We start from the raw sequence: 22,351 nt of genomic DNA, 5'->3' as shown, positions 1-22,351 counted from the left end.
CCAAGCACAGACGGGCGAACGAATCGATGGGATTGGGAGATCATCTCCGGCAGCAACTGGCTGCGAAGGCGCTCAAGCGCCAACTGGAGCGCGTCACCGAAGGCGGCGCCGCCGCCGTGCCGGTGCCGGCCTCGACGACGCACGCGTCGCCGCGCAGCCGTTTCGAATCGATGCCGCAGTACCAGCAGGTCCGGATCATGCACGAGATGGGCGAGAAGCTCGGCGTCGAATCGCCGTTCTTCCGCGTCCATGAGGGGCTGGCCGGCGCCACCACCACCATCGGCGGGCGCGAGTACCTGAATTACGCGAACTACAACTACCTCGGCCTGGCGGGCGAGGCGAGCGTCTCGACGCGCGCCAAGGAAGCGATCGACCGCTACGGCACCTCGGCCTCGGCCAGTCGCATGGTGGCGGGCGAGCGGCCCGTGCAGCGCGAGCTGGAGCGAGCGCTGGCCGGCTTCTACGAGACGGACGACTGCGTGGTGTTCGTCAGCGGCCATGCCACCAACGTCACCGTGATCGGCTCGCTGTTCGGCGCCGGCGACCTGATCGTCCACGATTCGCTCGCGCACAACAGCATCGTGCAGGGCGCGCAGTTGAGCGGCGCGAAGCGCCTGAGCTTCCCGCACAACGACTGGCGTGCGCTCGATGCGCTGCTGGCGCGCGTGCGCCACGAGTATCGCAACGTGCTGATCGCGATCGAGGGGCTCTACAGCATGGACGGCGACCTGCCCGAGCTGCCGAGGTTCGTCGAGATCCGCAATCGCCACGGCGCCTTCCTGCTGGTCGACGAGGCGCACTCGCTCGGCGTGCTCGGCGCGACCGGGCGCGGGATCCGCGAACACGCGGGCGTCGCGCCCGAGGACGTCGACCTCTGGATGGGCACGCTCTCCAAGACCCTGGCCGGCTGCGGCGGTTTCATCGCTGGCTGCCAGCCGCTGGTCGACATGCTGCGCCATCTCGCTCCCGGCTTTCTCTACAGCGTGGGCCTCGCGCCCGCGCTGGCGGCCGCCTCGCTGGCCGCGCTCGAGGTACTGCAGCGCGAGCCCGGGCGTGTCGCGCAATTGCGCGCGCGCGGCAAGCAGTTCCTCGACGAGGCCCGCGCGGCCGGCCTCGATATCGGCACCAGCGAGGGTTACGCGGTGGTGCCGGTGATCACCGGCAGCTCGCTGAAGGCGGCGCGCTGGGCCAACGCGCTGTTCGACGAGGGCATCAACGTGCAGCCGATCTTCTATCCGGCTGTCGAGGAGAAGGCCGCGCGGCTGCGCTTCTTCATCTGCTCGACGCACGAGCCCGAGCAGATCACCCGCACCGTGGCCGCGCTGGCGCGGCTCGCGCGCTAGGCGTCGCGATGGCGGCCACGCTTGCCGGCTGGACCTTCCGTGCCGCGCGTCCTGATGATGCGGCGGCCTGCGCGCCGCTGATCCTCGCCTCGGGCGTGCGCGAATTCGGTTTCTTCCTCGGCGCGGCGCCCGAGGCGATGACGGCTTTCCTGGCGACGGCCTTCGCCTCCTCGCTCGGCCGTTTCTCGTGGCGCCGCCATCGCGTCGCGATCGCGCCCGACGGCCGGATCGCCGGCGTGCTGGCCGCCCACGACGGCCGCCTGACGAGCCTCGACGATCCGCACGTGGCCTGGATGCTGCTGCGCGTGTTCGGAGCGCGCCGCACTGTGGCGGCCCTGCTGCGCGGGCTGGTGCTCGAGGGCGAGCTGCCCGCGCCGAAGCGCGCTCAGACGCATGTCGCCCATTGCGCGATCGACGAGCGCTGGCGCGGCACCGGCGTGTTCACCGCGCTGTTCGAGGATGCCCGTCGCGCTGGTGCGCTGGCCGACGGCGAGGGCCGCGAAGTGGTGCTCGACGTGCTGCTGAGCAACCCGCGCGCGGCCGCGCTGTACCGGCGCCTCGGTTTCGTCGAGCAGCCGCGCGCGAAGCCGGTTTCGCGCAAGCTGCCGGCCGAGCTCGAGTCGATCCGCATGCGCCTCGTGGGCTGAGCGCCGCGCGGCTTGCGTTTTCCGCTTCTTCCTCAATATCTCCCGAACATCGACTGCAGGGCCGCCCGGTCGTCCGTGCCGCTGAGGCCCAGCGCAAGCAGGATGCGCGCCTTCTGCGGGATCTGGTCGTCGACGCTGAGCCAGCCGTAGTCGTCGTCGGGCTGCGCGCCGTTGTGCGTGACCACGCCGGCGCCCGTGCGCGAGGCCCGCAGCACCCGCGTGCCGCGCCGGCTCGCCTCGCGCAGCGCCGTCACCAGCCGCGCCGGCACGTTGCCGTTGCCGCTGCCCGCCAGCACCAGCCCGCGCGCCGGCGCGGCCGCGTCGAGCCAGGCAGGATCGAGATCGTCGTGGGTCAGCACGATGTCCACGCGCGGCAGCGCGGGCAGGGCCGCCGCCGACCAGGGCGTGGCCACCGTGTGCAGGCGCGAGGGCCGGCGGTAGTAGCGCGGCCGGCCGTCCACCACCAGCCCCAGCGGGCCATAGGGCGAGCGGAACGCCTCCAGCTTGAAGCTGTGCTGCTTGACCACGTCGCGCGCGCTGTGGATCTCGTCGTTGGCGACCACCAGCGTGCCGAGCCCGTAGGAAGCCGGATGCGCGGCCACCGCGATGGCCGCGTAGAGGTTCAGCGCGGCGTCCGAGCTGAGCGCCGAGGGCGGGCGCATCGCGCCGACCATCACCACCGGCTTGGGGTTCTTCAGCGTCAGGTGCAGGAAGTAGGCGCTCTCCTCGATGGTGTCGGTGCCCTGTGCGAGCACCACGCCGTCCACCTCGGGATCGGCCAGCCGCGCGGCCACGCATTGCGCGATCGCACATAGTTCGGCATTGCCGAAATTCTCGGAGCCGGTCTGCATCAGTTGCTCGGCCTGCAGCGTGGCGAGCCCGGCCGCCTGGGGCGCCAGCGCGAGAACCGACTCGATGCCGAGCACCGAGCAGGCATAGGAGGCGGTCTGCGCGGGCGCGGCGCCCTGGCCGGCGATGGTGCCGCCGGTGCCGATCACGGCGATGTGCGGAAGGGTTTGCATCGTAGTCCGAAGTGGGGAAAGCGGCGTCGCGCTTCGGCGGCGGTCGAGGTCGCGGGTTCAGGCGGATCCGGGCGGCGTCAGTGCGCGAAGCTCGCGCGCAGCGCATGGCCGCTGTCGCCGGCCAGCCAGTTGGCCAGCAGCGCGGCCGAGCCGGTCGCGAGCGTGAAGCCGAGCGCGCCGTGGCCGAGGTTGAGCCACAGGTTGCGATAGCGGGTCGGGCCGATGATCGGCGTGCCGGTCGGCGTGGCCGGGCGCAGGCCGCACCAGCGCTGCGGCTCGGCGCCGGCCGCGATCTCCGGAAACAGCGCGGCGACCTCGGCTTCCAGGCTCGCCAGCCGGGCCGGATCGGGCGCCGGCGAGGCATCGATGTCGGCGATGCCGGCCGCGCGCAGCCGCGTGCCGAGCCGTGCATAGACCACCTTGCGCGCGAAGTCGGTCAGGCTCGCGCGCGGCACGCCCGCGCCTGGCGGCAGGTGGTAGGTGAGGCTGTAGCCCTTCAGCGGCCAGATCGGCACCTGGATGCCGAGCGGGCGCAGCAGCGCGGGCGCGGCGGCGCCGGCGGCGATCACCAGATGGTCGGCGGCCAGCGGCTCGCCGCCGTGCAACGCCGTCACGCGGCCATCGCGTCCGGCATGCAGGGCATCGATGGCGGTGTCGGTCAGGATCGATACGCCGCGCTCGCGCAGCAGGGCCGCGAGCCCGGTGCAGAAGCGCTGGCAATCGGCGGTGTCCTCGCTGGGCGTGTGGATGCCGCCCGCGAAGCGGCCGCGCAGCCGCGCCAGCGAGGGTTCGAGCGCGATGCAGGCGTCCATCTCGATGGCGGCTTGCTCGCAGCCCAGTGCGCGCTGCAATTCGAGCTGGGCGATCGCCGCCTGCATCGCGGCGGGCTCGCGATGCAGCACCAGCTTGCCGGATGGCACGAAGTCGAAATCGAGCGAGGGTTCGGCCGCGATCAGCTCGTGCATCAGCGTGCGGCTCAGGAACGACAGCGACAGCAGCCGGCGCGTGGTCAGCGCGCTGCGCGAGCGCGTGCAGGCGGCCAGGAAGGCGAAGCACCAGCGCCATTGGCGCGGGTCCAGCGAGGGCTGGAAGCGCACCGGCGAGTCGCGCCGCGTGAGCCAGCCCGGCAGCTTGCCGATCACGCCCGGATCCGCGAGCGGCGCGACGTAGCTGTAGGAGAGCTGGCCGCCATTGCCGGCGCTGGTCTGGCCGGCCACCTCGGGCCCGCGCTCGACCACCGTGACGGCGTGCCCGGCCCGGCTCAGGGTATAGGCGCTCGACAGGCCGATCACGCCCGCGCCGACGATCAGGATATGCATGTCGTGCCTCTCGCCTCCTCGTGATCCGTGGTGGATGGGCGGCGCAATCGCCGCGACCGGTGCACTGTAGACCGCGCCGTGCCGCGCGCATTGCACGCGCCGGCCGGAAAATAGAAGATTTGCGTCAGACCTTTTCCGGGCACCGCTCAGCTTGGCTCGTCCGCATCGCGATCCGGCTCCGCTTCGTCACCGCTTCCGCTGCTCGCGTTCACGCCGTTTCCGCTGCCGCCGCGCGCGCCGCGCAGCTTGCCCGGTCACGCCATATACCTCGCGGAACACGCGGATGAAATGCGCGGCATCGGCGAAGCCGCATTCGTAGGCGATGTCGGTGATCCGGCGCGTGGTGTTGACCAGCATCCAGCGCGCGTAACGCAGCCGCATGCGCCGGTAGAACTCGTTCGGCGAGCAGTCCATCTCGGCCGCGAAGGCGCGCTCCAGGCGCCGCACGCTGCTGCCCGTCATGCGCGCGATCACGGCGATCGTCAGCGGCGCCTCGAGGTTCTCCTCCATCAGCAGCACCGCGTGCCGCACCGTCGCGTCATCGACCGACAGGTAGCCGAGCGCGGCGCGCCGCTCCACGAAGGAGGCGCCCTTGCGCCGGCTGACCGTCATCTGGTGGATCACCTTGGAGGCGCGGTCGGGGCCGCAGTGCAGGCTGATCAGCCGCGTGGCCAGCTCGACGATCGAGATGCCGCCGGCGCAGGTGATGCGTTCGCCGTCGATCAGGTAGTCGGCATGCGTGATCAGGCGCAGCGCCGGGAAGCGTTCGCGATAGTCGTCGACGTGGAAGCTGTGGATGCAGGCGACGCGGTCGTCCATCAGGCCCGCGTGCGCCAGTACGAAGCTGCCGGTGCAGAGGCCGACCAGCGGCACGCCGGCATCCGCCGCGCGCCGCAGGTAGGCCCAATAGCGCGGGTCGACCTGGCCGAGCTGCGGCAGCAGCCCGCCGATCACCACCAGGTAGTCGAAGCGCGCCGGATCGGGGAAGGCCTCCTGTACCGGCACCGGAATCCCGCAGCTCGCCTCGATCGTCTCGCCCTCGATGCCGGTCACGGTCCAGAAGCAGCGCAACGGGCGGCTCTGGTCGCCGCGGTCGGCCGCGTGGAGCAGCGCGTCACAGAGGCCGGCCAGCGACAGCAGCGGGAAGCGCGGCCACAGCAGGATCGCCACGCTCAGCTCGGCGCCGCCGCCCGTGCGGCACGCCCGTGCCTCGTCCGCGCGCGGCCGGGCGTCGAGGGCCTCGACCAGGGATGCGCTCGATTCGCTGGAGCGCGGAGCAGGGGGGGAGGGGTTCATGCGCGAACTCGGGGAAGGGGGATCGGGCGGATGGCGCGGGCGCCGATGCCGGATCCGGGGAGGGTGGATCGATTGTAGCCGGCCGCGCCGGGGCCGCCCAGGCGTGACGCATCTGTTCTATTTCCGGGCAGATCGGTTCAATGCCATGGCTTTGTGGCTGCCTACATTCGATCCCGTCGACAAGCCCCCGCGCGCCGCCGGCGGTGCGCGGACTCCCTTATTCAACGATCACATCAGGCGGGTGGAGCATGAGCAAGCACAGCAGCAAGGCGGGGTATCGCGGGCGGGGGCCGGCAGGCGCGGGGCGACTGGCGGCGCGGGTGACGATGGCGGCGCTGGTGACGGCCACGGCGCTGGCCGGCCTGGCCTGGCCGGCGGCCCGGGCGGCTCAGGCCGACGAACTGGTGCGGATCGGCGAGGCCGCGCCCGTGACCGGGCCGGCCTCCTACCTGGGCAAGGACACCGAGAACGGCGCGCGGCTCGCGGTGGAGGAGATCAACCGCGGCGCGCTGGTGATCGGCGGGCGGCGCATCACCCTGGTGTTCGACGCGCAGGACGATGCCGGCGATCCGCGCCAGGCGACCCAGGTGGCGCAGAAGCTGGTCGACGACAAGGTGGTGGCGGTAGTCGGCCACATGCAGTCGGGCTCGACCATCCCCGCCTCGCGCATCTATCACGACGCGGGCATCGTGCAGGTCTCGCCCTCGGCCACCAATCCCGCCTACACGCGGCAGGGTTTCGCCACCGCCTACCGGGTGGTCGCCACCGACGCGCAGCAGGGGCCGACGCTGGCCGACTATGCCGCGCATACGCTGCGGGTGAAGTCGGTGGCGATCGTCGACGACTCGACCGCCTATGGGCAGGGGCTGGCCGTCGAGTTCGAGCAGCGCGCGAAGGCCGACGGGATCCGCGTGCTCTCGCATGACGCGAGCACCGACAAGGCCGTCGATTTCCGCGCGATCCTCACCAGGATCAAGGGCGAGAAGCCCGACGCGATCATGTACGGCGGCCTGGACGGCACCGGCGGCCCCTTCGTCAAGCAGGCGCGCCAGCTCGGCATGGCGGTCAGGGTGCTGGCCGGCGACGGCCTGTGCGCCGACGACCTGGCCAAGCTGGCCGGCGAGGCGGCCGACGCCGTGATCTGCTCGATCGCCGGCGCGCCGCTCATGAAGATGGCGGGCGGCCCGGCCTTCGTCCAGCGCTACCAGGCGCGCTTCGGCCACCCGCCGGTGCTCAACGCGCCGTTCGCCTACGACGCGGTGGGGATCATCGTCGACGCGATGAGGCGCGCGCAGTCGACCGAGCCGGCCAGGATCCTCGCGGCGATGCCGGCCACGCGCTACCAGGGCGTGCTCGGCGAGACGCAGTTCGATGCCAAAGGCGATCTGCGCCATGGCGTGATCTCGCTCTACCGCTACGTGGGTGGCAAGCAGAGCCTGCTCGGGGTGGTCGAGCAGTGAGACGCGTCGCGCCGGGCTAGCGGCGCGGCGGCTCGGGCAGGTTCAGCGCGGGCACGCGCGCGAACAGCTCGCCGACGAAGTCCATGAACACGATTGCGCGCCGCGACAGCAGGCGGTTCGCGGCGTACAGCAGGTGGATCGGCACCGGCGGCGCGGCATGCTGCGTCGAGCAGCAGTTGCAGGCGGCCGTCCGCGAGGCTGGCCTCGAACAGCCAGCGCGGGCCGTGGGCGATGCCGACGCCGGCCAGCACCGCTTCCTGCACCGCCTGCGGGGCGTTCACGCACCGGCGCCCCGAGACGTTCACCTCGCCATCGAGAAACGGCCAGGCCGTCGCCGACCATTACGGCCAGCTCGACGTCGCCTTCCTCAATGCCGGCGTATCGGTCTGGCTGCCGATCGAGCAGTGGACCGAGCCGATGTTCGCGCGCTCGCTCGACGTCAACCTCAAGGGCCCGTTCTTCCTGATCCAGGCGCTGCTGCTGGTGTTCGCGAATCCGGCCTCGGTGGTGCTCAATACCTCGATCAACGCGCACGTCGGCGCGGCGCGTTCCTCGGTCTACGCGGCTTCGAAGGCGGCCCTGCTGTCGCTGTCGAAGACGCTGTCGAGCGAGCTGCTCGAGCGCGGCGTGCGCATCAACGCGGTCAGCCCGGGGCCCGTCGACACGCCGCTCTACGACAAGCTCGGCATTCCCGATGCGTATCGCGAGCAGGTCGAGCGCGAGATCCTCGCCTCGATTCCGGCTGGTCGCTTCGGCTTGGCCGAGGAGGTGGTCAGCGCGGTGCTGCACCTGGCCTCGGACGAATCGGCCTGGAGCGTCGGCTGCGAGATGGTGGTTGACGGCGGGCGGATGTTGAACGGCTGAGGCCGTGGCGCGCGTCAGCCGCGCCAGGTCGCACCGGCCAGCCCCGCCACCAGCGCGTCGAACACCACGCGGATCCGCCTGGGCACCGGCCCGCGTTGCGGGCGGTAGACGTGCAGCTTCCAGGGCTGCGGCTCGAAGCGGCGCAGCACGCGAACCAGCCGCCCGTTCTCGAGCTGCGGGCGGAGCAGGTATTCGGCGCACTGGCTGAAGCCGAGGCCCGCGCAGGTCGCGGCGATCTCGGCCTCGACGTCGTCGGTGACGAAGACCGGGGCGGGCGTCTGGAACGGCGTGTCGCCGCGGAACAGCCAGGGCCAGGGCCGGCCGCTGGCGCGGTCGATCAGGCTGGTGACGGGCAGGGCTGCCAGCGCGGTGGGCGTGTTCGGCTCGCCGACGCGCTCGATCAGCGCGGGCGCGCCGACCACCCATATCGGCAGCGGTCCTACCTCGCGCGCGACGAAGCGGTTGTCGCCGATCGAACCGGCCCGCACGCCGATGTCGATGCGCTCGTCCACCACCGCCGAAGGCGTATCGGACAGGCGCAGGTCGGGCGTGAGGCCGGGGTGCCGTCGCGCCAGCTCCATCAGGATCGGCATCACGTAATGGCGCCCGAAATAGCCGGGCGCCGTGAGCCGGACCGTGCCCGCGACGTCGTCGGCTTGCGCGGCGCCGGCTGCATCGAACAGCGCGTCGATGCCGGCCAGCGCCGTCTGCGCGTTCGCCGCGAACCATTGTCCGTAGGCGGTGATCTGCACGCGCCGCGTGTTGCGGTGGAACAGCGTCTCGCCGAGCCGCTGCTCGAGTTCGCGGATCGCGCGCGTCACCACTTGCGGCGAGACGCCGAGCCGGCGCGCCGCATCGCGGAAGCTCGACGCCTTGGCGGCGGCGGCGAAGACGGTTAGCAATTCGAGGCGATCGAGCATGATCGATTGTTCCGCTGGGAAGAATGGCCGGAAAGGAGGGTGTTCCGGCCGCTCATTGTTCCCGCGTTGCGGGGCGCGAGTCAATCGAAGCGGGGCGGGCCGCTGGTGTCTTGTGGGCTGCGCCCGGCGCCGTGCCAGTCGTTTCGGCCTTGACGCGAAACGTTCTTCTTCAAGGAATTTTCAATGCTCGATCATTCCATTTATTTTCATCAGCCGGGCTCCGATACTTCGCTCTGTCGAATCGATCAACCGGTGGCGAAGCGGCCGCCAAGCCAAGGAGCGAAATCATGGAAACGAAGATTCAAGGGCAACTCGCGGGACGTGTCGCACTGGTGACGGGCGCCAGCTCCGGCATCGGCCGCGCCGCGGCGATCGAACTGGCGCGCCGCGGTGCGAAGCTGGTGGTGGCCGCGCGTCGCCAGCCGGAGCTCGACAGCCTGGTGGCCGAGATCGCGGCGGCCGGCGGCGAGGCGCGCGCCTTCGTTGCCGATATCGCGCAGGAGGCGGAGGTCAGGGCGCTGGTCGACTTCGCGGCCGGCATCTATGGCCGGCTCGACATCGCCTTCAACAATGCCGGCACCGAGGGCAGCTTCGCGCCGCTGGTCGAGCAGACGGCCGAGCGCTACCAGCAGGTGTTCGACCTCAACGTGCGCGGCGTGCTGAATTCGATGCGCTACGAAGCCGAGCTGATGCTCGCGCAGGGCGGCGGCAGCATCATCAACAATGCTTCGATGGGCGGGGTGATCGGCTTCGAGAATGCCTCGGTCTATATCGCCAGCAAGCATGCCGTGGTCGGCCTGACCAAGACCGCCTCGATCGAGTGGTTCCGGCGCGGTGTGCGCGTCAACGCGCTGTGCCCGGGACTGATCGAGACGCCGTTTCATCATCGCGGCATCTGGCCGTCGGTCGAGGCCCAGCAGGCCTTCGCCACGAGCACGCCGGCGGGGCGCTGGGGCACGGCCGGGGAGATGGCGACCATCGTCGCGTTCCTCGCGTCGGACGATGCGAGTTATGTGTCGGGGCATGCGCTGGTGGCCGACGGGGGATATTCGGTGGCTTGAGCTGCTGAGCCAGCGGCTTGATTCGCTGCGGCGGCGCGCAAAAGCAGAAAGCCCGGTCGCGAGACCAGGCTTTCTTGTCACGACGATCTATCCGCCGAGTCGTCCAGGCGTTTCGTGTAGTCGATACAGCTTACCCATGTAGCAAACGGATCAATACATGCCGGTGTATTCTTTCAAAATTCTTTCTATTGAGGATTCCCTTGAATCTTCGATGCCCTTAGAATCGTTCCGTCAGTAGGAATCGGGGAGCCGTCCTCGAGAGAGAGCAGCCAGTAGGTGGGCAGACAACAAGGTGGCTAACGAATGAACCTAACCGATTTGATTCAGGCCATTCAGGGTGGACTCATTCAGCAAGACCGGCTGATCAAGGCGGACATTCCGTCATTGCCGGCCAACACCATGGTGCCATGTCGCGTCTTGGCAACGTCGGAGATCGGACGCGACTTCAGCGTGACGCTCGACATGATCTCGACGGCTGGCGACGTCGAACTCAAGGCGCTGATCGCGCAGTCGATGACGCTGTGGATCCAGCAGGCGGACAAATCCTATTTGCCGGTCAACGGCTACGTGCATACGGCACGTCGCCTCGGTGCAGATGGTAGTTTTACTGTTTATCAGCTGGTTTTCGCGTCGTGGATGCACTTCCTGCGATTTCGCAGTGACATGCGGTATTGGCAGGATCGGAGCGTTGACGCGATCATTGCTGATGTCCTCGATCAGCATCCTCAAGCCCAAGGTCATTTCCAGTTTGCCTTGTCGAAAGCGTTGCCGTCGCGGTCGTATTGCCGCCAGAGCGAATCCGACTGGAATTTCGTCCATCGACTGATGGAGGAGGAAGGCCTGTTCGGTTTCTGGCGACAGGGCAAGGACGGTAAATCGCACACGCTCGTCGTGACCGACGACATTCAAGCGCTGGACCAAGTCGTGCCGAATCCGGTCCAGTTCTATCGGTCGGGCATCGGCAGCGAGGCCGACGCGTTAACGCAGTGGAGTGGCGTTCGGACCTTGCAGAGCACGACACACACGACACGCACGTTCGACTACAAGGCTCCTGCATCGGCCGCTAATCCGAAAGGAACCACCCTGCCGACGATGGCTGGGCAGGGAAATTTGCCGGAGCAGACCGAAGTCTACGAGTACACGGGCGCCTACACCTACGATCGGCAGGATCGAGGCGAGCATCTTTCCAAAGTGCATCTGGAAGAATGGGAATCACGGGCCAAGCGATTTACGGGAGCCGGTGGTGTGCGTGGCGTCGATGCAGGTTTGCGGTTCGACTTGAGCGGCCACCCGGAGCACGACCGCGATCCTGCCGCCCAGCGAGAGTTTGTCGCGATCAAGGTCTGGCGCTACATCGAGAACAACCTGCCGTTGTCGGAGCAGGAAACGCATTTTCCGCACAGCCTGCAAACGGCGCTGGCGCGGGCCAAGGCCGGGTACGCAGGCGTTGCCGTGAATCACGACGACGGGTCGACGGGCTTCTATCTGGCCGAGGTGGAAGCGCAACGCACCACCGTGCCGTACCGCAGCCCATTCGAGCACAAGAAGCCCGAGATGCACCTGGAGACGGCGATCGTCGTTGGTCCAAGCGGCGAGGAGGTCCATACCGACGAGCTCAATCGCGTCAAGGTGTGCTTCGTCTGGGATCGCCTGAACGACGGCGATGAGCGTGCCTCGTGCTGGGTGCGTGTTGCGCAGTCCGATACCGGAGGAGGCTACGGCGGTGTGCATATGCCGCGCGTCGGTGAGGAGGTGATCGTCGGCTACGTCGGCGGTGATTGCGACCGACCGATCGTACTACATCGCGTCTACAACGGCGCGGTGAAGCCCCAGTGGCACAGCAACGGCATCCTCTCGGGCCACCGTTCGAAAGAATACGGCGGCAGCGGCTACAACCAGATGGTGATGGACGACGCGACCGGCCAGAACCGGGTCCAGCTGATGAGCAGCAGCGCGGACAGTTTGCTGCATCTGGGCTATCTGATCGATCAGAGTGGCAATACGCGCGGCGGCTACCTGGGCAGTGGCTTCGACCTGCGGACCGACGATTATGGCGCCGTGCGCGCCAGCCGGGGTCTCTACGTCACGACGCATGCCGGGTCGGCTGGCAGCCAGCCGCTCGATGTGCGCGAGGCTCGGCAGCAACTCGTCAGCGCGGAAAGCGTGATCGAGGCGATGTCGCAGGCGAGCCAGACGCATCAGGCGGAAAACCTGATGAATGGGCACGATGCGCTGAAGAAGTTTACCGATGCGACGCAAAACAGCGTGCCGGGAGCGCAGGCTGGCGGGCGGACGGCGGGAGGTGGAACGGGCAATGCGAATGTGTTCAAGAGTCCTGTCATGCTGGTGGCGAGCCCGTCCGGTATCGCCTTGTCAACGCAGGAATCCGTGCACGTCTCGAGCGATGAGCAAACGAACCTGATCAGCGGCCAGAGCACGTTCATCGCGAGCGGGAAGTCGTTGGTCGCGAGCGTGGCGGAGAAGATCAGCCTGTTCGTGCAGAATGCCGGGATGAAGCTGTTCGCAGCGAAGGGGAAGGTGGAGATCCAGGCGCATTCGGACGACATCGAGCTTAGCGCCCAGAAGACGGTGAAGGTCCTGTCGGCAACCGAGAAGATCGAAGTGGCCGCACAGCAGGAGATCCTGCTGACCTCGGGTGGGGCCTACATTCGGATCAAGGACGGCAACATCGAGATCCACGCCCCTGGAAAGGTCGATGTGAAGGGGGCCTCGCATGCGTTCACTGGCCCGACGCAGTTGCATACCAACCTCGGCGCGTTCAAGCCGACCGCCGGCCCCTACGACGAGGCACTGCAGTTCAAGGACGAACTCGGCAAGCCGCTGCCGAACCTCGATCATTTGCTGCAGATGCGCGGCGACTTGATGAAGACGGTCGCGAGCGACCAGGGCTCGATCTCGCGCGTGTTCAGCCAGTCGCCCGACCCGATCCAGGCGTATCTGCACGTGCCGAATATCCAGGTCGGCTCCGATCAATTCGAATGACGCAACCGGGAGACGCGCGTGGCGGACGAATCGCTGGTGAATCAAGAGGAAGGCACGGTATATCTGAAGGGCGGCCTGCTCGGCGAGAGCACGCTGAACCAGACGCCAGACTCGTGCAAGGACTGCACGGTCACATGTGAACATCAATGGTCGATGATCCAGATGGACAACGTCGCGCTCGAGGCGGATGGTCTGAACTTCCTGAAGGATCCGATGCGGCGCGCGAAACGCACGGCCGGCAACTACGCGCAGTTGTTCCTCGGCGACGAGGGTACCGACAAGGCTGGGCGCTTCTACTGGCCCGGCCTCGCGGCGTTTGCGGCCAAGGAGGTGGTGGCGGGGATGGATCTCGCGCTGCACTTCCTGTCGTGGGACAAAGCGCAGTCGGCGCTCGGCCAGGCACGGATGTCGGCGATCGTCACGTTCTACTATCTGGCCAAGGGCAATCTCTGGGTGTTCCTCGAGGTCACGAGCTGGCACCTGTTCTACCGGAAGTACGGCAAGGATCTGTTCGAGCACTGCAAGGCCCGGCGCAACGTCGAGAGCTACGATCCCGCGGTCAGGAAGATCGTCCAGGGGCTGCCGTGGGCGATGGGGCAGAACGATGGGCTGATCGACGGGTTGAAGAAGAAGTCGAATCCGCTATGGGTGATCGGTGGCGACATGATCAACGACGGCGCGGCGCTCGCGGAAATGAAGCAGTGCCAGGTGACGACCTATCTGTCGAACGGCTTCGCGCTGCTCGAGAGCTATGAAGCGGCGGGCGCGCAGCAGCGTCCCGATCTCGCCTACAAGGCCGCATGGCAGTTCCTGCTGCACGAGCAGACGCTGCACCTGCAGGCGATGGTCTACAACCACGCGGAATTTCGCAACGCTATCGACATGAACGACTTTGGCCGGCTGCCGGTGCTGCGAGTTTTTTCCGGCGCGAAGGACCCGACGCTGTTCTTCAATGCCTCGGCCGAGATCGATCCGAACGATCCGCGGATGAAGTCGGCCGGCCTCGGCGAGGACGCCATCAAGGTCACCATGGAGCGCAAGGATGGCAGTCTCTACAATGCGACCGAACGCATGAAATACGTGAAGAAGATTCTCGACAAGTACCACGCCCTGATGTCGAGCCAGCGATACCGGCCGTACATGATCCAGCAGATTTCCACGATCGCGGGCTGGAAGGATGCGTAGGCGCCTCGGATTCACGGCGCTCGCGCTGCTCGTCGCGTCGTGCGCGGGTGGCTACGGCTGGCATATGACGACCTCCTCGATGGCGCGCAACGGAACCTCCACCATGCAACCTGATTTGATCTTCGGCATCGGCGACAACGGCGACGAGGTTGCCCGCACGGCACGGGTCCCCGTCAAGCGCTCGCAGCTCTCCACTGCCCTGATGTACGACGCGAGCCGGATCGCGACCGGCGCCGAGCCGGTATTCGAGTTCCGCGATGCGCGGCACCGGATGCTGTTGCCGCAGGCCACCGATGTCGAATTCATGTCCGACACGGAGGAGGGCGGCAGGATCCGCACCATTCACGTCGTGTTCAAGGTGCCGGTCTCGCCGACCGACGTCCACGACACGGCCGCTTTCGACGCCTACGACCGGGCGATGTACGGCTACGTGACGGGCGTGCTGCAGGTGATCCGGCAGGCTGGCTGGAAGCGCTATATTCCGCTGTCGTCGCCGCGGCTGGAGGGCAGGCGGACCTATTCCTTCACGCCCGAGAGCTACGCCGGACCGACCTATGCCAGCTCGCCGTCGCTGGCGCAGGCCGATCCAGGCTACGCCCTGACGTTCGAGGATTGGCGGCATCTGTCGCGCGGCGGCACCACGCTCTGGCAGTGGTATGCGGACGGGAAATTCGTCGATTTGAAGTACGAGCGCGACGAGCGCTCCGCCGATCTGCCCGTCACGCTCGGCGATCAGCTCGATCTGCGGATCCAGTCGGAAACCGCGTGGCTCGACACCTTCGGTCCCACCTACGAAGCGGCTCGGGCCAAATACGCGAGCGAGGTTCCTAGCCTGCTGCGGCAGCGGCACGCGGCCGAGGTGAAGGCGAAGGCTGCCGGCGCGCGTATTCTCGACGACTGGGCCGATCCGATCATCGCCGGCGTGGCGTTGCCCAAGCCATGAAATGGTCGTGGATGGTAGGTATCGCATCGATTGATGCGGGTCGTGTAGGCCCATAGGATGGGGCTACACGACCCGTAAACGGACAAAGGGCTGCAGCGCCGAGGCGCTGCAGCCCTTTGATTTTCTTGGTAGGCCGTACTGGATTCGAACCAGTGACCAACGGATTAAAAGTCCGCTGCTCTACCAGCTGAGCTAACGACCCAAAGAGGCGAGATTGTAGCGGAGATTTTTCGAGCCTGTCAAGAATTGACCCTCGACAGGCTTGCCGCCACTCCATCTCGCCTACTTGATCGAATCGATCTTGGCCTGCGCCGCCTGCGCCGCGCTCGACCCCTGGAACTGCGAGACGACCTGTTCGAAGGTGCGTTTCGCGGCCGCCTTCTGGCCTTGCTCCAACTGGTTGGTGCCGATCGCCACCAGGGCGTCGCCGGCGCGCGGGTGCTGCGGGAAGGCCTTCACCAGCGCCTGCCAGGTCGCCGTCGAGCCCTTGTAGTCGCGCAGCGCGTACTGCGCGTTGCCGAGCCAGTACTGCGCCACCGGCTGGTAGGGGCTCTGCGGATACTTGGCGATGAAGGCGCGGAACGAGGCCGCCGCGCCCTTGAAGTCGCCGGCGCGGAACTGCTGCGAAGCCGCGTTGAACGCATCCGTTTCCCCGGGCTGGACCGTGCCCTCGACGCCATCGACCGTGGTCTGCTGCGGCTCGAACTTCTTGAGCCGCGTGTCCAGGTCGGTGTAGCCGTCACGCTGCTGACGCTCGAGCGTGGTCAGGCGATTGGTCAGGTCCTCGTTCTGCCCGCGCAGCGTCGCGACCTGCTGGTTGAGCTGGTCGAGACGGCCGGACTGGTCGAGGATCGTGCGTTGCGCGGCCGACAACTGGCTGGTCAGGTTGTCGGTGCGGCTACGCAGATCGAGCACGGCGCGACGGGCTTCGTCGTCGTCGAACATGCCTGCGTGGGCCGGCGCCGCGCCGAGCGCGACACCGGCGACACAGGCCGCGGCGGCTGCACGCAGCCAGGGGAAGCGGTGCGTCATACGGCTTGGGTTTCCTTGCTTACTGTTGATAGACGATGTCCGCGCGGCGGTTCTGCGCCCACGAGGCTTCGTCGTGGCCCAGCGCCTGCGGCTTTTCCTTGCCCAGGCTGACCGCTTCCATCTGCGAATCCGGTACGCCGAGCAGCGACAGGCCGCGGCGAACCGCTTCCGCGCGCTTCTGGCCCAGCGCGAGGTTGTACTCGCTGGTGCCGCGCTCGTCGGTGTTGCCCTGAATCAGGATGTGGCGCGCCGGGTGGCTCTTCAGGTACTGGGCGTGCTGGGCCAGCAGCGACTGGTACTGGTCCGAGACCGAGTAGCTGTCGAAGTCGAAGTAGATGCTGCGCTTGGCCAGCGGGCTGTTCGGATCGTTCAGCGGATCGACGTTCACTTGCGCGACGTCGGTCGGGTTCGGTTGCGTCTGCAGCGCGTTGCCTTGCTGGTTCGCCTTGTCGTCGAGCTTGACGCCCGACTTACAGGCGGCGAGGGCGCTGATCATCATCACGGCGAGTGCCAGGCGAGCTTTATTGGTCATCATGGTGAATCTCCTGTTGGTCATTGCATGAATGGCCCCCACGACGGCTCACGGAAGGAGCCGCCCTGGACGGGCAGAATCTGCGGCGGCGAGCTGCCGTCCGAGGGGACAGCGGCCAGCACACTGCGGCCATTGGCTTGGGTCGCGTACAGGATGTACTGACCGTTTGCCGCGAAACTCGGCGATTCGTCATGCGTCGTATTGGTGACCGCGTTGGCGGCGCCGGTTTGCAGATCCTGGACATACAGCTTGAAGCCCCCACCGGTGCGCGAGATATACGCGAGCAACTTGCCGTCGGGGCTGACGCGCGGGCTGGTGTTGTAGCTGCCCGTGAACGTCACGCGCTGCGCGCTGCCGGCGCTCTCGCCCTGTGCGGGCATCCGGTAGATTTGCGGCGCGCCACCACGATCGCTGGTGAAATAGATCCACCGGCCATCAGGAGAATAAAAGGGTTCGGTATCGATCGAGCTGCTCTGGGTGAGCCGGCGCAGGCCGGTGCCCGTCGCGCTGACCGAGTAGATCTGGGTATTGCCCGTCAGGGACAGTGCCACGGCCAGCGTCTGGCCGTCCGGCGACCAGGCCGGCGCGCTGTTGTTGCCCTTCTGGTTCGAAATCACGTAGCGGCGGCCGGTCGGCAGGTCGTGGATATAGACCACCGGCTTGCGCAGTTCGAAGGACACGTAAGCAACCTTCGTTCCGCTCGGCGACCAGGCCGGCGAGATGATCGGCTCGGAGCTGGTCAGGGCCGGCACCGCGTTCTCGCCGTCGGAATCGGAAATCAGCAGACGATACTTGCCGCCCGAGCGCGTCACGTAGGACAGCCGCGTGCTGAACACGCCGCGCACGCCCATCAGCTTCTGGTAGATGAAGTCGGCGATCTTGTGGCCGGTCTTGCGCATGCTCTCGGCATCGCCCCCGGCCGTCAGCGAGAGGCCGCCGAGGCTCTGCTGCTTGAGCGTGTCGAACAGCATGAAGTCGACCTTCACCTGGCCGCTGGCTTCACGGTTCACGGTGCCGGCGACCAGCGCGTTCGCGCCCTTTGCCTTCCAGGCACCGTAGTCGACCGGGGCGGTCTCGGGGATCGGCGTGCTGCCGGCGTCGACATTCGAGAACTTGCCGGTACGGGCCAGATCGGCGCGCACCACGGCGGTCACCGATTGCGGCAAGCCGCCTTCGTTGACGAAATTCGCGGTGGCGATCGGAAACTGCGTCGACCCGACGCCCGTGATGAGCACATTGACCTGCGCGTTGGCGGTGCTGCCCGCCGCGATCAGGCACGAGGCCACCAGTGCCCTGAAACCCAGCTTCGTCATCAAACTCATGCGTCCTGTTTCCCGTATGTAACTGTGCAACCGCAAAGACCTAACAATAGCCGATTCGTTCCTTGTGGCGACGGCGCGAGTGTATGCCGATTTCGTGTCACTCGGCCGCCCGGAAGGTAATTGCAATATTCGCCGGGGTGCTCCCGTTAGTATCGGGCGGCAGGGGCGAGGCCGCCCGCACCGCGCCGACCACGGTTTCGTCCCAGGCCGGATTGCCGCTGGGCTTCACCACCGAGACGCCGAGCACGTCGCCCGACGGCGAGCAGCGCACCTGCACACGCGTCACCAGCCCTTCGGTGGCGCCGTTCCAGACGATGAACGGCTTGACGCGGCGCTTGACCTTGTCGGCATAACCGGGCGAGGTGGCATTGCCGCCCGAGCCCGAACCCGTGCCGCTCTTGGCCAGGCCGTCGCTGCCGCCCTGGCCGCCCGCCGCGCCCTGCAACTGCGCGAGGCGCGCCTGGCGCTCCTTGTCGAGCCTGGCATTGGCCGCCGCGGTGGCCTTGGCCTTCGCGGCCGCGTCGGCCTTGGCCTTGGCCGCGGCTTCCGCCTTGGCGGCCGCTGCCTTCTCGGCCTCGGCCTTCTTCTGCGCTTCAGCCTGTGCCTGCTCCTGCTTGCGTTGCTGCTCGAGCTTCTGCTGTTGCTCGAGTTTCTTCTGTTCGGCGAGTTGTTGCTGGCGCAACTTGTCGGCCTGCTTCTGCTTTTCCGCTGCCTGCTGCTGGGCGAGCTGCTGCGCCGCCAGCTGGGCGGCGCGCCTGGCTTCGGCTTCCTGCTGCTGGGCCTTCAGCGCCTGCTCGCGGCGCTGCTCGGCGAGCTGCGCCTCGCGCGCGGCCGCTTCCTGCTGCTGGCGGCGCTTCTGCTGCAGGGCGATCTCGGCATCGTCGTCCCGCGCCGGAGGCGGCGCTGGCGCGACGCGCACCGGCGGGGCGGGCGGCGGCACCGGGCGCGGCGCCGGCGAATCCGGCACCTCGGTCCACAGCTCGGCTTCCGCGCCGGCCGGCGTGCTGTTCTGCCAATTGATGCCGTGGTAGAGCAGGGCCACCAGCAGCACGTGCATCAGCGCCGCGAGCAGGAACGCGCGTCCCGTGCCGCGCTCTCGAGGCGGCTGCAGCGGTGAGGCGGTGCGGGTCTTGCGCTGGTTCATTGCGATTTGACGAGGAGGCCCACGCGCTTGACGCCGCGCGCTTTCAGGTCAGACATGACGGTCATCACCTTGTCGTACTGCACGGTCTTGTCGGCCGCGATCACCACCGGCTGGTCGGGATGGTCGGCCTGCCGCGACGCGATGAAGTCGTCGAGCTCGGCCTTGTTCATGGTGTCTTCCTGCGAGGCGCCGGCGTCGCTCTTGTAGCGCACGCTCATGCGGCCGTCGGCCTGGATGTTGACCACCACGGGCGGCGTCTGGTCCTGCGGCGCCGCGTTGCCGACGGTCGGCAGGTTGACGATCGAGGGGGCCACGAGCGGGGCCGTGACCATGAAGATCACGAGCAGCACCAGCATCACGTCGATGTAGGGCACGACGTTGATGTCGGCCATCGAGCGGCGCGAACGGCCGCCGCGCATGCTGGAACGAAGGGGAGTGCCGGCCATCGCGTGCTCCTTATTGGGCCTGGCGCTGCAGGATGTTCGAGAACTCCTCGACGAAGGTCTCGAAGCGGCTGGCCAGGCGATCGATGTCGTGCGCGTAGCGGTTGTAGGCCACCACCGCGGGAATCGCGGCGAACAGGCCGATCGCGGTGGCCACCAGGGCCTCGGCGATGCCGGGCGCGACGTTGGCGAGCGTGGCCTGCTGCACATTGGCCAGGCCGCGGAACGAATTCATGATCCCCCAGACCGTGCCGAACAGGCCGATGTAGGGGCTGACCGAGCCGACCGAGGCCAGGAAGGCGAGGTTGGCCTCGAGCATGTCCATCTCGCGCTGGAACGAGGCGCGCATCGCGCGGCGGGCGCCGTCGAGGATCAGCGAGGGATCGGAGATGCGCTTTTCCTTGGCCTTCAGGAACTCGCGCATGCCCGATTCGAAGATCCGTTCCAGCGAGCCGATCGTGTGGCGATTGTTCGCCGCGCTCTGGTAGAGCGCCTGGAGATCGCCGCCGGACCAGAAATCGCGTTCGAAACGCTCGGTCTGCTTGCGCGCGCGACGGATCGCGAACCATTTACGGAAGATGAACGTCCAGGACATCAGCGACAGCAGCAGGAGCAGCCCCATCACCGCCTGGGCGAGCACGCTCGCATTGAGGACGAGAGAAACGATCGACAGGTCTTGTGCAGAGTTCATAGGTGTGTGGTTGTCATGCCTTCTTGGCCGCCGCGCCGCTTCGATGCCGCTGGCGCGCTACGGGTCCGGCGTCCGGCGGCGCGTGGCGGGCCGGCCTTCGGCTGCCCGCATCGCTCCTTGCCGTGCCGTCGTTGGTCCCGAATCAGGGTCGCAAGTTCATCGGCTCTGTCTAAACGGCGCTCAGGCCTCGGCCGTTGACACGCTTGGTACCGGTCCCCGTTCCAGTGCATCGCGGACCGAGGGCGGAATGCCGGTCGGCCGCAGCGTTTCGCGGTCGACCCAGCCGATGCCGGTACGCCCCGACACCAGCAGCAGGTCGCCGAGCCAGGCTTCCTGCACGAAGATCAGCGAGGCGCGCCCGAAACGTTCGATCCGGCTGACGATCGTCAACGGATCGTCCAGCCGCGCCGGCGCCCGGTAGTCGACCGCCGTGTCGCGCACCACGAACATCGCGCCGGTCTCGGCGGCCAGGCGCCGTTGGTCGAGGCCGCAGGCCCGCAGCCATTCGGTGCGGGCCCGCTCGAAGAAGCGCAGGTAGTTCGCGTAGTACACGATGCCGCCGGCATCGGTGTCCTCGTAGTACACGCGAACCGGCCAGCGAAACGAGGGCACGGCTTCGGGCGGAGGTTCGGGTTCGGTCATGGCGCGCATTCTACCGGAACGTTTCGCGCCGTTTCGTAACCGAATGTTGCGCGCGCAGCGGCCCGCCCGGCGCGGCTGCGCGCGCTCCGGGCGGGCCTGCCGGCAGCCTTCAGCCGCGGTGCACGGCCAGCCCTGCCGGGGCCTGCGCGACCGGCATCATTTCGACGGTGTTGATGTTGACGTGGGCCGGGCGCGTGGCGATCCAGTAGATCGTGTCGGCGATGTCCTCGGCCGTGAGCGGCTCGACGTTGGCGTAGACGTTGGCGGCCTTCTCGTCGTCGCCGCGGAAGCGCACGTTGGAGAATTCAGTGCCGCCGCAGAGGCCCGGCTCGATGTCGGTCACGCGCAGCGGCGTGCCCAGCAGGTCGGTGCGCAGGTTCAGGCTGAATTGTCGGACGAATGCCTTGGTCGCGCCGTATACGTTGCCGCCCGCGTACGGGTAGGTGCCGGCGACCGAGCCCAGGTTGAAGATGTGGCCGCGGCCGCGCGCGATCATGCCGGGCAGCAGCGTGTGCGTGACGGTGACCAGGCCCGAGCAATTGGTGTCGATCATGGTCTGCCACTCGTCGAGGCTGGCCCGCTGCGCCGGCTCGGTACCCAGCGCGAGGCCGGCGTTGTTGACCAGCACGTCGATCCCGGCGAAGTCCGCCGGCAGGCCCGCGAGCGCCGCCTCGATGGCGCCGCGCTCGCGCACGTCGAGCTCGACGGGCAACAGGGCCTCGCCGAGTTCGGCGGCGAGGGCGTCGAGCCGGTCCTTGCGGCGCGCGCTGGCGACCACGCGATGGCCGCCCTTGACGAAGGTCCGGGCGATGGCGGCGCCGAATCCCGCGGATGCGCCGGTGACGAACACGATCATTGCTGCTGCTCCTGGTCGGTGGGGTGAAACGATAGGGGGGATCGTTAGCCTACTGACAATGCCGCGTTGCGGCAAGGCGACACGGGCCGTGCCCGGGCTCGGCCGCGACCTGCGCGCCAGGCTCGAAGCCGACGCCGGAGGCAGGCCCGGCGGGGCATTCGCGGCAATTTGGATCGCGCCCTTATTGCGCCGCAGGGGCGGGCGGCCGGTTGCCTATTCATCGTCCATCCAATAAACTACGGCGCTCATCAGCCCCTGCGTGACTGGCGATAGAACCCTCGGGTTCAAGGTGGAGCATCCCACCGTGAAGCGCAGGGCGTCGTTTTTGCCGTTCGCCTGGGCAGCCGTTGTGCGCCGTTGCGTACATTGCCGGTGGCTGTCCGCCTTGCGTAACCGGATCCTTCCGTCGCGCCGGGCTGGCCGTCCGCCAGCAGCGCGCAATGTACTCGGCCCGCCCCGGTCAACCTGTACACACTTGACGGAAACCGTATGTTTGACAGAGCCCAAAGCACCATCGCGAACGTCGATCCCGACCTCTGGCAGGCGATCCAGCAGGAAAACCAGCGCCAGGAAGATCACATCGAGCTGATCGCCTCCGAGAACTACACGAGCCCGGCCGTGATGGC

At 67.8% G+C, this 22,351-nt stretch carries 21 protein-coding genes, 1 tRNA gene, 1 pseudogene and 1 riboswitch; of the genes and pseudogenes, 9 read left to right on the top strand and 14 right to left on the bottom strand.

Translation table 11 applies throughout. The features are described from left to right. Positions 1-26 precede the first annotated feature (26 nt). Together FB600_RS20570 and FB600_RS20565 are read left to right on the top strand one after the other, a co-directional pair. A complete protein-coding gene (locus tag FB600_RS20570; RefSeq protein WP_096749676.1) occupies positions 27-1,343 on the top strand; it encodes an aminotransferase class I/II-fold pyridoxal phosphate-dependent enzyme in 1,317 nt (438 codons plus the stop codon). A gap of 8 nt (positions 1,344-1,351) precedes the next feature. Continuing rightward, complete coding sequence (locus tag FB600_RS20565) at positions 1,352-1,990, top strand: GNAT family N-acetyltransferase (RefSeq protein ID WP_096749675.1); 639 nt, start codon at positions 1,352-1,354, stop codon at positions 1,988-1,990. Between the two features lie 32 nt (positions 1,991-2,022). Here FB600_RS20565 and FB600_RS20560 read toward each other — a convergent pair whose 3' ends face one another. From FB600_RS20560 to FB600_RS20550, 3 genes are all read right to left on the bottom strand, one after another. Then, complete coding sequence (locus FB600_RS20560) at positions 2,023-3,012, bottom strand: asparaginase (RefSeq protein ID WP_098154516.1); 990 nt, start codon at positions 3,010-3,012, stop codon at positions 2,023-2,025. A 77-nt stretch (positions 3,013-3,089) separates the two neighbouring features. Beyond that, the gene (locus tag FB600_RS20555) at positions 3,090-4,331 is read right to left on the bottom strand and encodes a D-amino acid dehydrogenase (protein ID WP_096749673.1); all 1,242 of its coding nucleotides are present in this window, start codon (positions 4,329-4,331) and stop codon (positions 3,090-3,092) included. A 186-nt stretch (positions 4,332-4,517) separates the two neighbouring features. Further along, positions 4,518-5,627, bottom strand: coding sequence for a GlxA family transcriptional regulator (locus FB600_RS20550; protein ID WP_145757293.1), 1,110 nt, complete (start codon positions 5,625-5,627; stop codon positions 4,518-4,520). A gap of 326 nt (positions 5,628-5,953) precedes the next feature. Here FB600_RS20550 and FB600_RS20545 point away from each other — a divergent pair, with 326 nt between their 5' ends. Then, entirely contained in the window at positions 5,954-7,087 is a 1,134-nt protein-coding gene (locus FB600_RS20545; RefSeq protein ID WP_175427785.1) for a branched-chain amino acid ABC transporter substrate-binding protein, read from the top strand. A 16-nt stretch (positions 7,088-7,103) separates the two neighbouring features. Here FB600_RS20545 and FB600_RS37775 read toward each other — a convergent pair whose 3' ends face one another. Further along, complete coding sequence (locus FB600_RS37775; RefSeq protein WP_258182157.1) at positions 7,104-7,232, bottom strand: hypothetical protein; 129 nt, start codon at positions 7,230-7,232, stop codon at positions 7,104-7,106. An 86-nt stretch (positions 7,233-7,318) separates the two neighbouring features. Here FB600_RS37775 and FB600_RS20535 point away from each other — a divergent pair, with 86 nt between their 5' ends. Continuing rightward, positions 7,319-7,951 carry an SDR family oxidoreductase gene (locus tag FB600_RS20535; protein ID WP_227743014.1) on the top strand — a complete coding sequence of 211 codons (633 nt, stop codon included), beginning with the start codon at positions 7,319-7,321 and terminating at the stop codon, positions 7,949-7,951. A 14-nt stretch (positions 7,952-7,965) separates the two neighbouring features. Here the strand turns inward: FB600_RS20535 and FB600_RS20530 are convergent, their stop codons facing one another. Beyond that, entirely contained in the window at positions 7,966-8,871 is a 906-nt protein-coding gene (locus tag FB600_RS20530) for a LysR family transcriptional regulator (RefSeq protein WP_096749671.1), read from the bottom strand. A gap of 287 nt (positions 8,872-9,158) precedes the next feature. Here FB600_RS20530 and FB600_RS20525 point away from each other — a divergent pair, with 287 nt between their 5' ends. The 4 genes from FB600_RS20525 (at position 9,159) to FB600_RS20510 (ending at position 15,063) form a co-directional block, all read left to right on the top strand. Continuing rightward, positions 9,159-9,932: an SDR family NAD(P)-dependent oxidoreductase gene (locus tag FB600_RS20525; protein ID WP_013696767.1), complete on the top strand. Its 774-nt coding sequence runs from the start codon at positions 9,159-9,161 to the stop codon at positions 9,930-9,932. Between the two features lie 303 nt (positions 9,933-10,235). Continuing rightward, positions 10,236-12,935 (top strand): type VI secretion system Vgr family protein, encoded by a 2,700-nt coding sequence (locus tag FB600_RS20520; RefSeq protein ID WP_145757292.1) that lies wholly within the window; start codon positions 10,236-10,238, stop codon positions 12,933-12,935. An 18-nt stretch (positions 12,936-12,953) separates the two neighbouring features. Beyond that, positions 12,954-14,120: a DUF2515 family protein gene (locus FB600_RS20515; RefSeq protein WP_145757291.1), complete on the top strand. Its 1,167-nt coding sequence runs from the start codon at positions 12,954-12,956 to the stop codon at positions 14,118-14,120. Beyond that, positions 14,113-15,063, top strand: coding sequence for a hypothetical protein (locus tag FB600_RS20510; RefSeq protein ID WP_096749668.1), 951 nt, complete (start codon positions 14,113-14,115; stop codon positions 15,061-15,063). Before FB600_RS20515 ends, FB600_RS20510 begins: the two co-directional genes overlap by 8 nt. A 126-nt stretch (positions 15,064-15,189) precedes the next feature. Here FB600_RS20510 and FB600_RS20505 read toward each other — a convergent pair. The 9 genes from FB600_RS20505 to FB600_RS20465 all read right to left on the bottom strand — a co-directional run bounded on the left by FB600_RS20505 (position 15,190) and on the right by FB600_RS20465 (position 21,725). Continuing rightward, positions 15,190-15,265, bottom strand: a tRNA-Lys gene (locus FB600_RS20505). A gap of 80 nt (positions 15,266-15,345) precedes the next feature. Then, positions 15,346-16,095, bottom strand: coding sequence for a tol-pal system protein YbgF (gene ybgF, locus FB600_RS20500; protein ID WP_098154510.1), 750 nt, complete (start codon positions 16,093-16,095; stop codon positions 15,346-15,348). 19 nt (positions 16,096-16,114) lie between these two features. Further along, positions 16,115-16,630 carry a peptidoglycan-associated lipoprotein Pal gene (pal, locus tag FB600_RS20495; protein ID WP_017921203.1) on the bottom strand — a complete coding sequence of 172 codons (516 nt, stop codon included), beginning with the start codon at positions 16,628-16,630 and terminating at the stop codon, positions 16,115-16,117. 17 nt (positions 16,631-16,647) lie between these two features. Then, positions 16,648-17,949 (bottom strand): Tol-Pal system beta propeller repeat protein TolB, encoded by a 1,302-nt coding sequence (gene tolB / locus FB600_RS20490; RefSeq protein ID WP_098154509.1) that lies wholly within the window; start codon positions 17,947-17,949, stop codon positions 16,648-16,650. A 97-nt stretch (positions 17,950-18,046) separates the two neighbouring features. Then, positions 18,047-19,093, bottom strand: a complete 1,047-nt coding sequence (gene tolA / locus FB600_RS20485) for a cell envelope integrity protein TolA (RefSeq protein WP_096749667.1) — start codon at positions 19,091-19,093, stop codon at positions 18,047-18,049. Then, complete coding sequence (gene tolR / locus FB600_RS20480; protein ID WP_096749666.1) at positions 19,090-19,539, bottom strand: protein TolR; 450 nt, start codon at positions 19,537-19,539, stop codon at positions 19,090-19,092. Before tolR ends, tolA begins: the two co-directional genes overlap by 4 nt. A 10-nt stretch (positions 19,540-19,549) precedes the next feature. Beyond that, positions 19,550-20,227, bottom strand: a complete 678-nt coding sequence (gene tolQ, locus FB600_RS20475) for a protein TolQ (RefSeq protein WP_013696776.1) — start codon at positions 20,225-20,227, stop codon at positions 19,550-19,552. 180 nt (positions 20,228-20,407) lie between these two features. Beyond that, positions 20,408-20,878 carry a tol-pal system-associated acyl-CoA thioesterase gene (gene ybgC / locus FB600_RS20470; RefSeq protein WP_013696777.1) on the bottom strand — a complete coding sequence of 157 codons (471 nt, stop codon included), beginning with the start codon at positions 20,876-20,878 and terminating at the stop codon, positions 20,408-20,410. A 100-nt stretch (positions 20,879-20,978) separates the two neighbouring features. After that, positions 20,979-21,725: an SDR family NAD(P)-dependent oxidoreductase gene (locus tag FB600_RS20465; RefSeq protein WP_017921779.1), complete on the bottom strand. Its 747-nt coding sequence runs from the start codon at positions 21,723-21,725 to the stop codon at positions 20,979-20,981. A gap of 249 nt (positions 21,726-21,974) precedes the next feature. Further along, a riboswitch (ZMP/ZTP riboswitch) is annotated at positions 21,975-22,074 on the top strand. Positions 22,075-22,214: 140 nt separating this feature from the next. Between FB600_RS20465 and glyA the strand changes: the two are divergent. Next, positions 22,215-22,351, top strand: a pseudogene (glyA, locus tag FB600_RS20455) (serine hydroxymethyltransferase); the annotation flags it as partial.

The organism is Burkholderia sp. SJZ089, assembly GCF_007828315.1.
Classification (GTDB): Bacteria; Pseudomonadota; Gammaproteobacteria; order Burkholderiales; family Burkholderiaceae; genus Burkholderia; species Burkholderia gladioli.
This window is presented reverse-complemented; position numbering and strand designations above follow the sequence as displayed.

Coding starts and splice junctions, on each gene's coding strand:
- FB600_RS20570 (WP_096749676.1), top strand. CDS start 27: ATGGGATTGGGAGATCATCTCCGGCAGCAACTGGCTGCGAAGGCGCTC.
- FB600_RS20565 (WP_096749675.1), top strand. CDS start 1,352: ATGGCGGCCACGCTTGCCGGCTGGACCTTCCGTGCCGCGCGTCCTGAT.
- FB600_RS20560 (WP_098154516.1), bottom strand. CDS start 3,012: ATGCAAACCCTTCCGCACATCGCCGTGATCGGCACCGGCGGCACCATC.
- FB600_RS20555 (WP_096749673.1), bottom strand. CDS start 4,331: ATGCATATCCTGATCGTCGGCGCGGGCGTGATCGGCCTGTCGAGCGCC.
- FB600_RS20550 (WP_145757293.1), bottom strand. CDS start 5,627: ATGAACCCCTCCCCCCCTGCTCCGCGCTCCAGCGAATCGAGCGCATCC.
- FB600_RS20545 (WP_175427785.1), top strand. CDS start 5,954: ATGGCGGCGCTGGTGACGGCCACGGCGCTGGCCGGCCTGGCCTGGCCG.
- FB600_RS20535 (WP_227743014.1), top strand. CDS start 7,319: ATGCCGACGCCGGCCAGCACCGCTTCCTGCACCGCCTGCGGGGCGTTC.
- FB600_RS20530 (WP_096749671.1), bottom strand. CDS start 8,871: ATGCTCGATCGCCTCGAATTGCTAACCGTCTTCGCCGCCGCCGCCAAG.
- FB600_RS20525 (WP_013696767.1), top strand. CDS start 9,159: ATGGAAACGAAGATTCAAGGGCAACTCGCGGGACGTGTCGCACTGGTG.
- FB600_RS20520 (WP_145757292.1), top strand. CDS start 10,236: ATGAACCTAACCGATTTGATTCAGGCCATTCAGGGTGGACTCATTCAG.
- FB600_RS20510 (WP_096749668.1), top strand. CDS start 14,113: ATGCGTAGGCGCCTCGGATTCACGGCGCTCGCGCTGCTCGTCGCGTCG.
- ybgF (WP_098154510.1), bottom strand. CDS start 16,095: ATGACGCACCGCTTCCCCTGGCTGCGTGCAGCCGCCGCGGCCTGTGTC.
- pal (WP_017921203.1), bottom strand. CDS start 16,630: ATGATGACCAATAAAGCTCGCCTGGCACTCGCCGTGATGATGATCAGC.
- tolB (WP_098154509.1), bottom strand. CDS start 17,949: ATGAGTTTGATGACGAAGCTGGGTTTCAGGGCACTGGTGGCCTCGTGC.
- tolA (WP_096749667.1), bottom strand. CDS start 19,093: ATGAACCAGCGCAAGACCCGCACCGCCTCACCGCTGCAGCCGCCTCGA.
- tolR (WP_096749666.1), bottom strand. CDS start 19,539: ATGGCCGGCACTCCCCTTCGTTCCAGCATGCGCGGCGGCCGTTCGCGC.
- tolQ (WP_013696776.1), bottom strand. CDS start 20,227: ATGAACTCTGCACAAGACCTGTCGATCGTTTCTCTCGTCCTCAATGCG.
- ybgC (WP_013696777.1), bottom strand. CDS start 20,878: ATGCGCGCCATGACCGAACCCGAACCTCCGCCCGAAGCCGTGCCCTCG.
- FB600_RS20465 (WP_017921779.1), bottom strand. CDS start 21,725: ATGATCGTGTTCGTCACCGGCGCATCCGCGGGATTCGGCGCCGCCATC.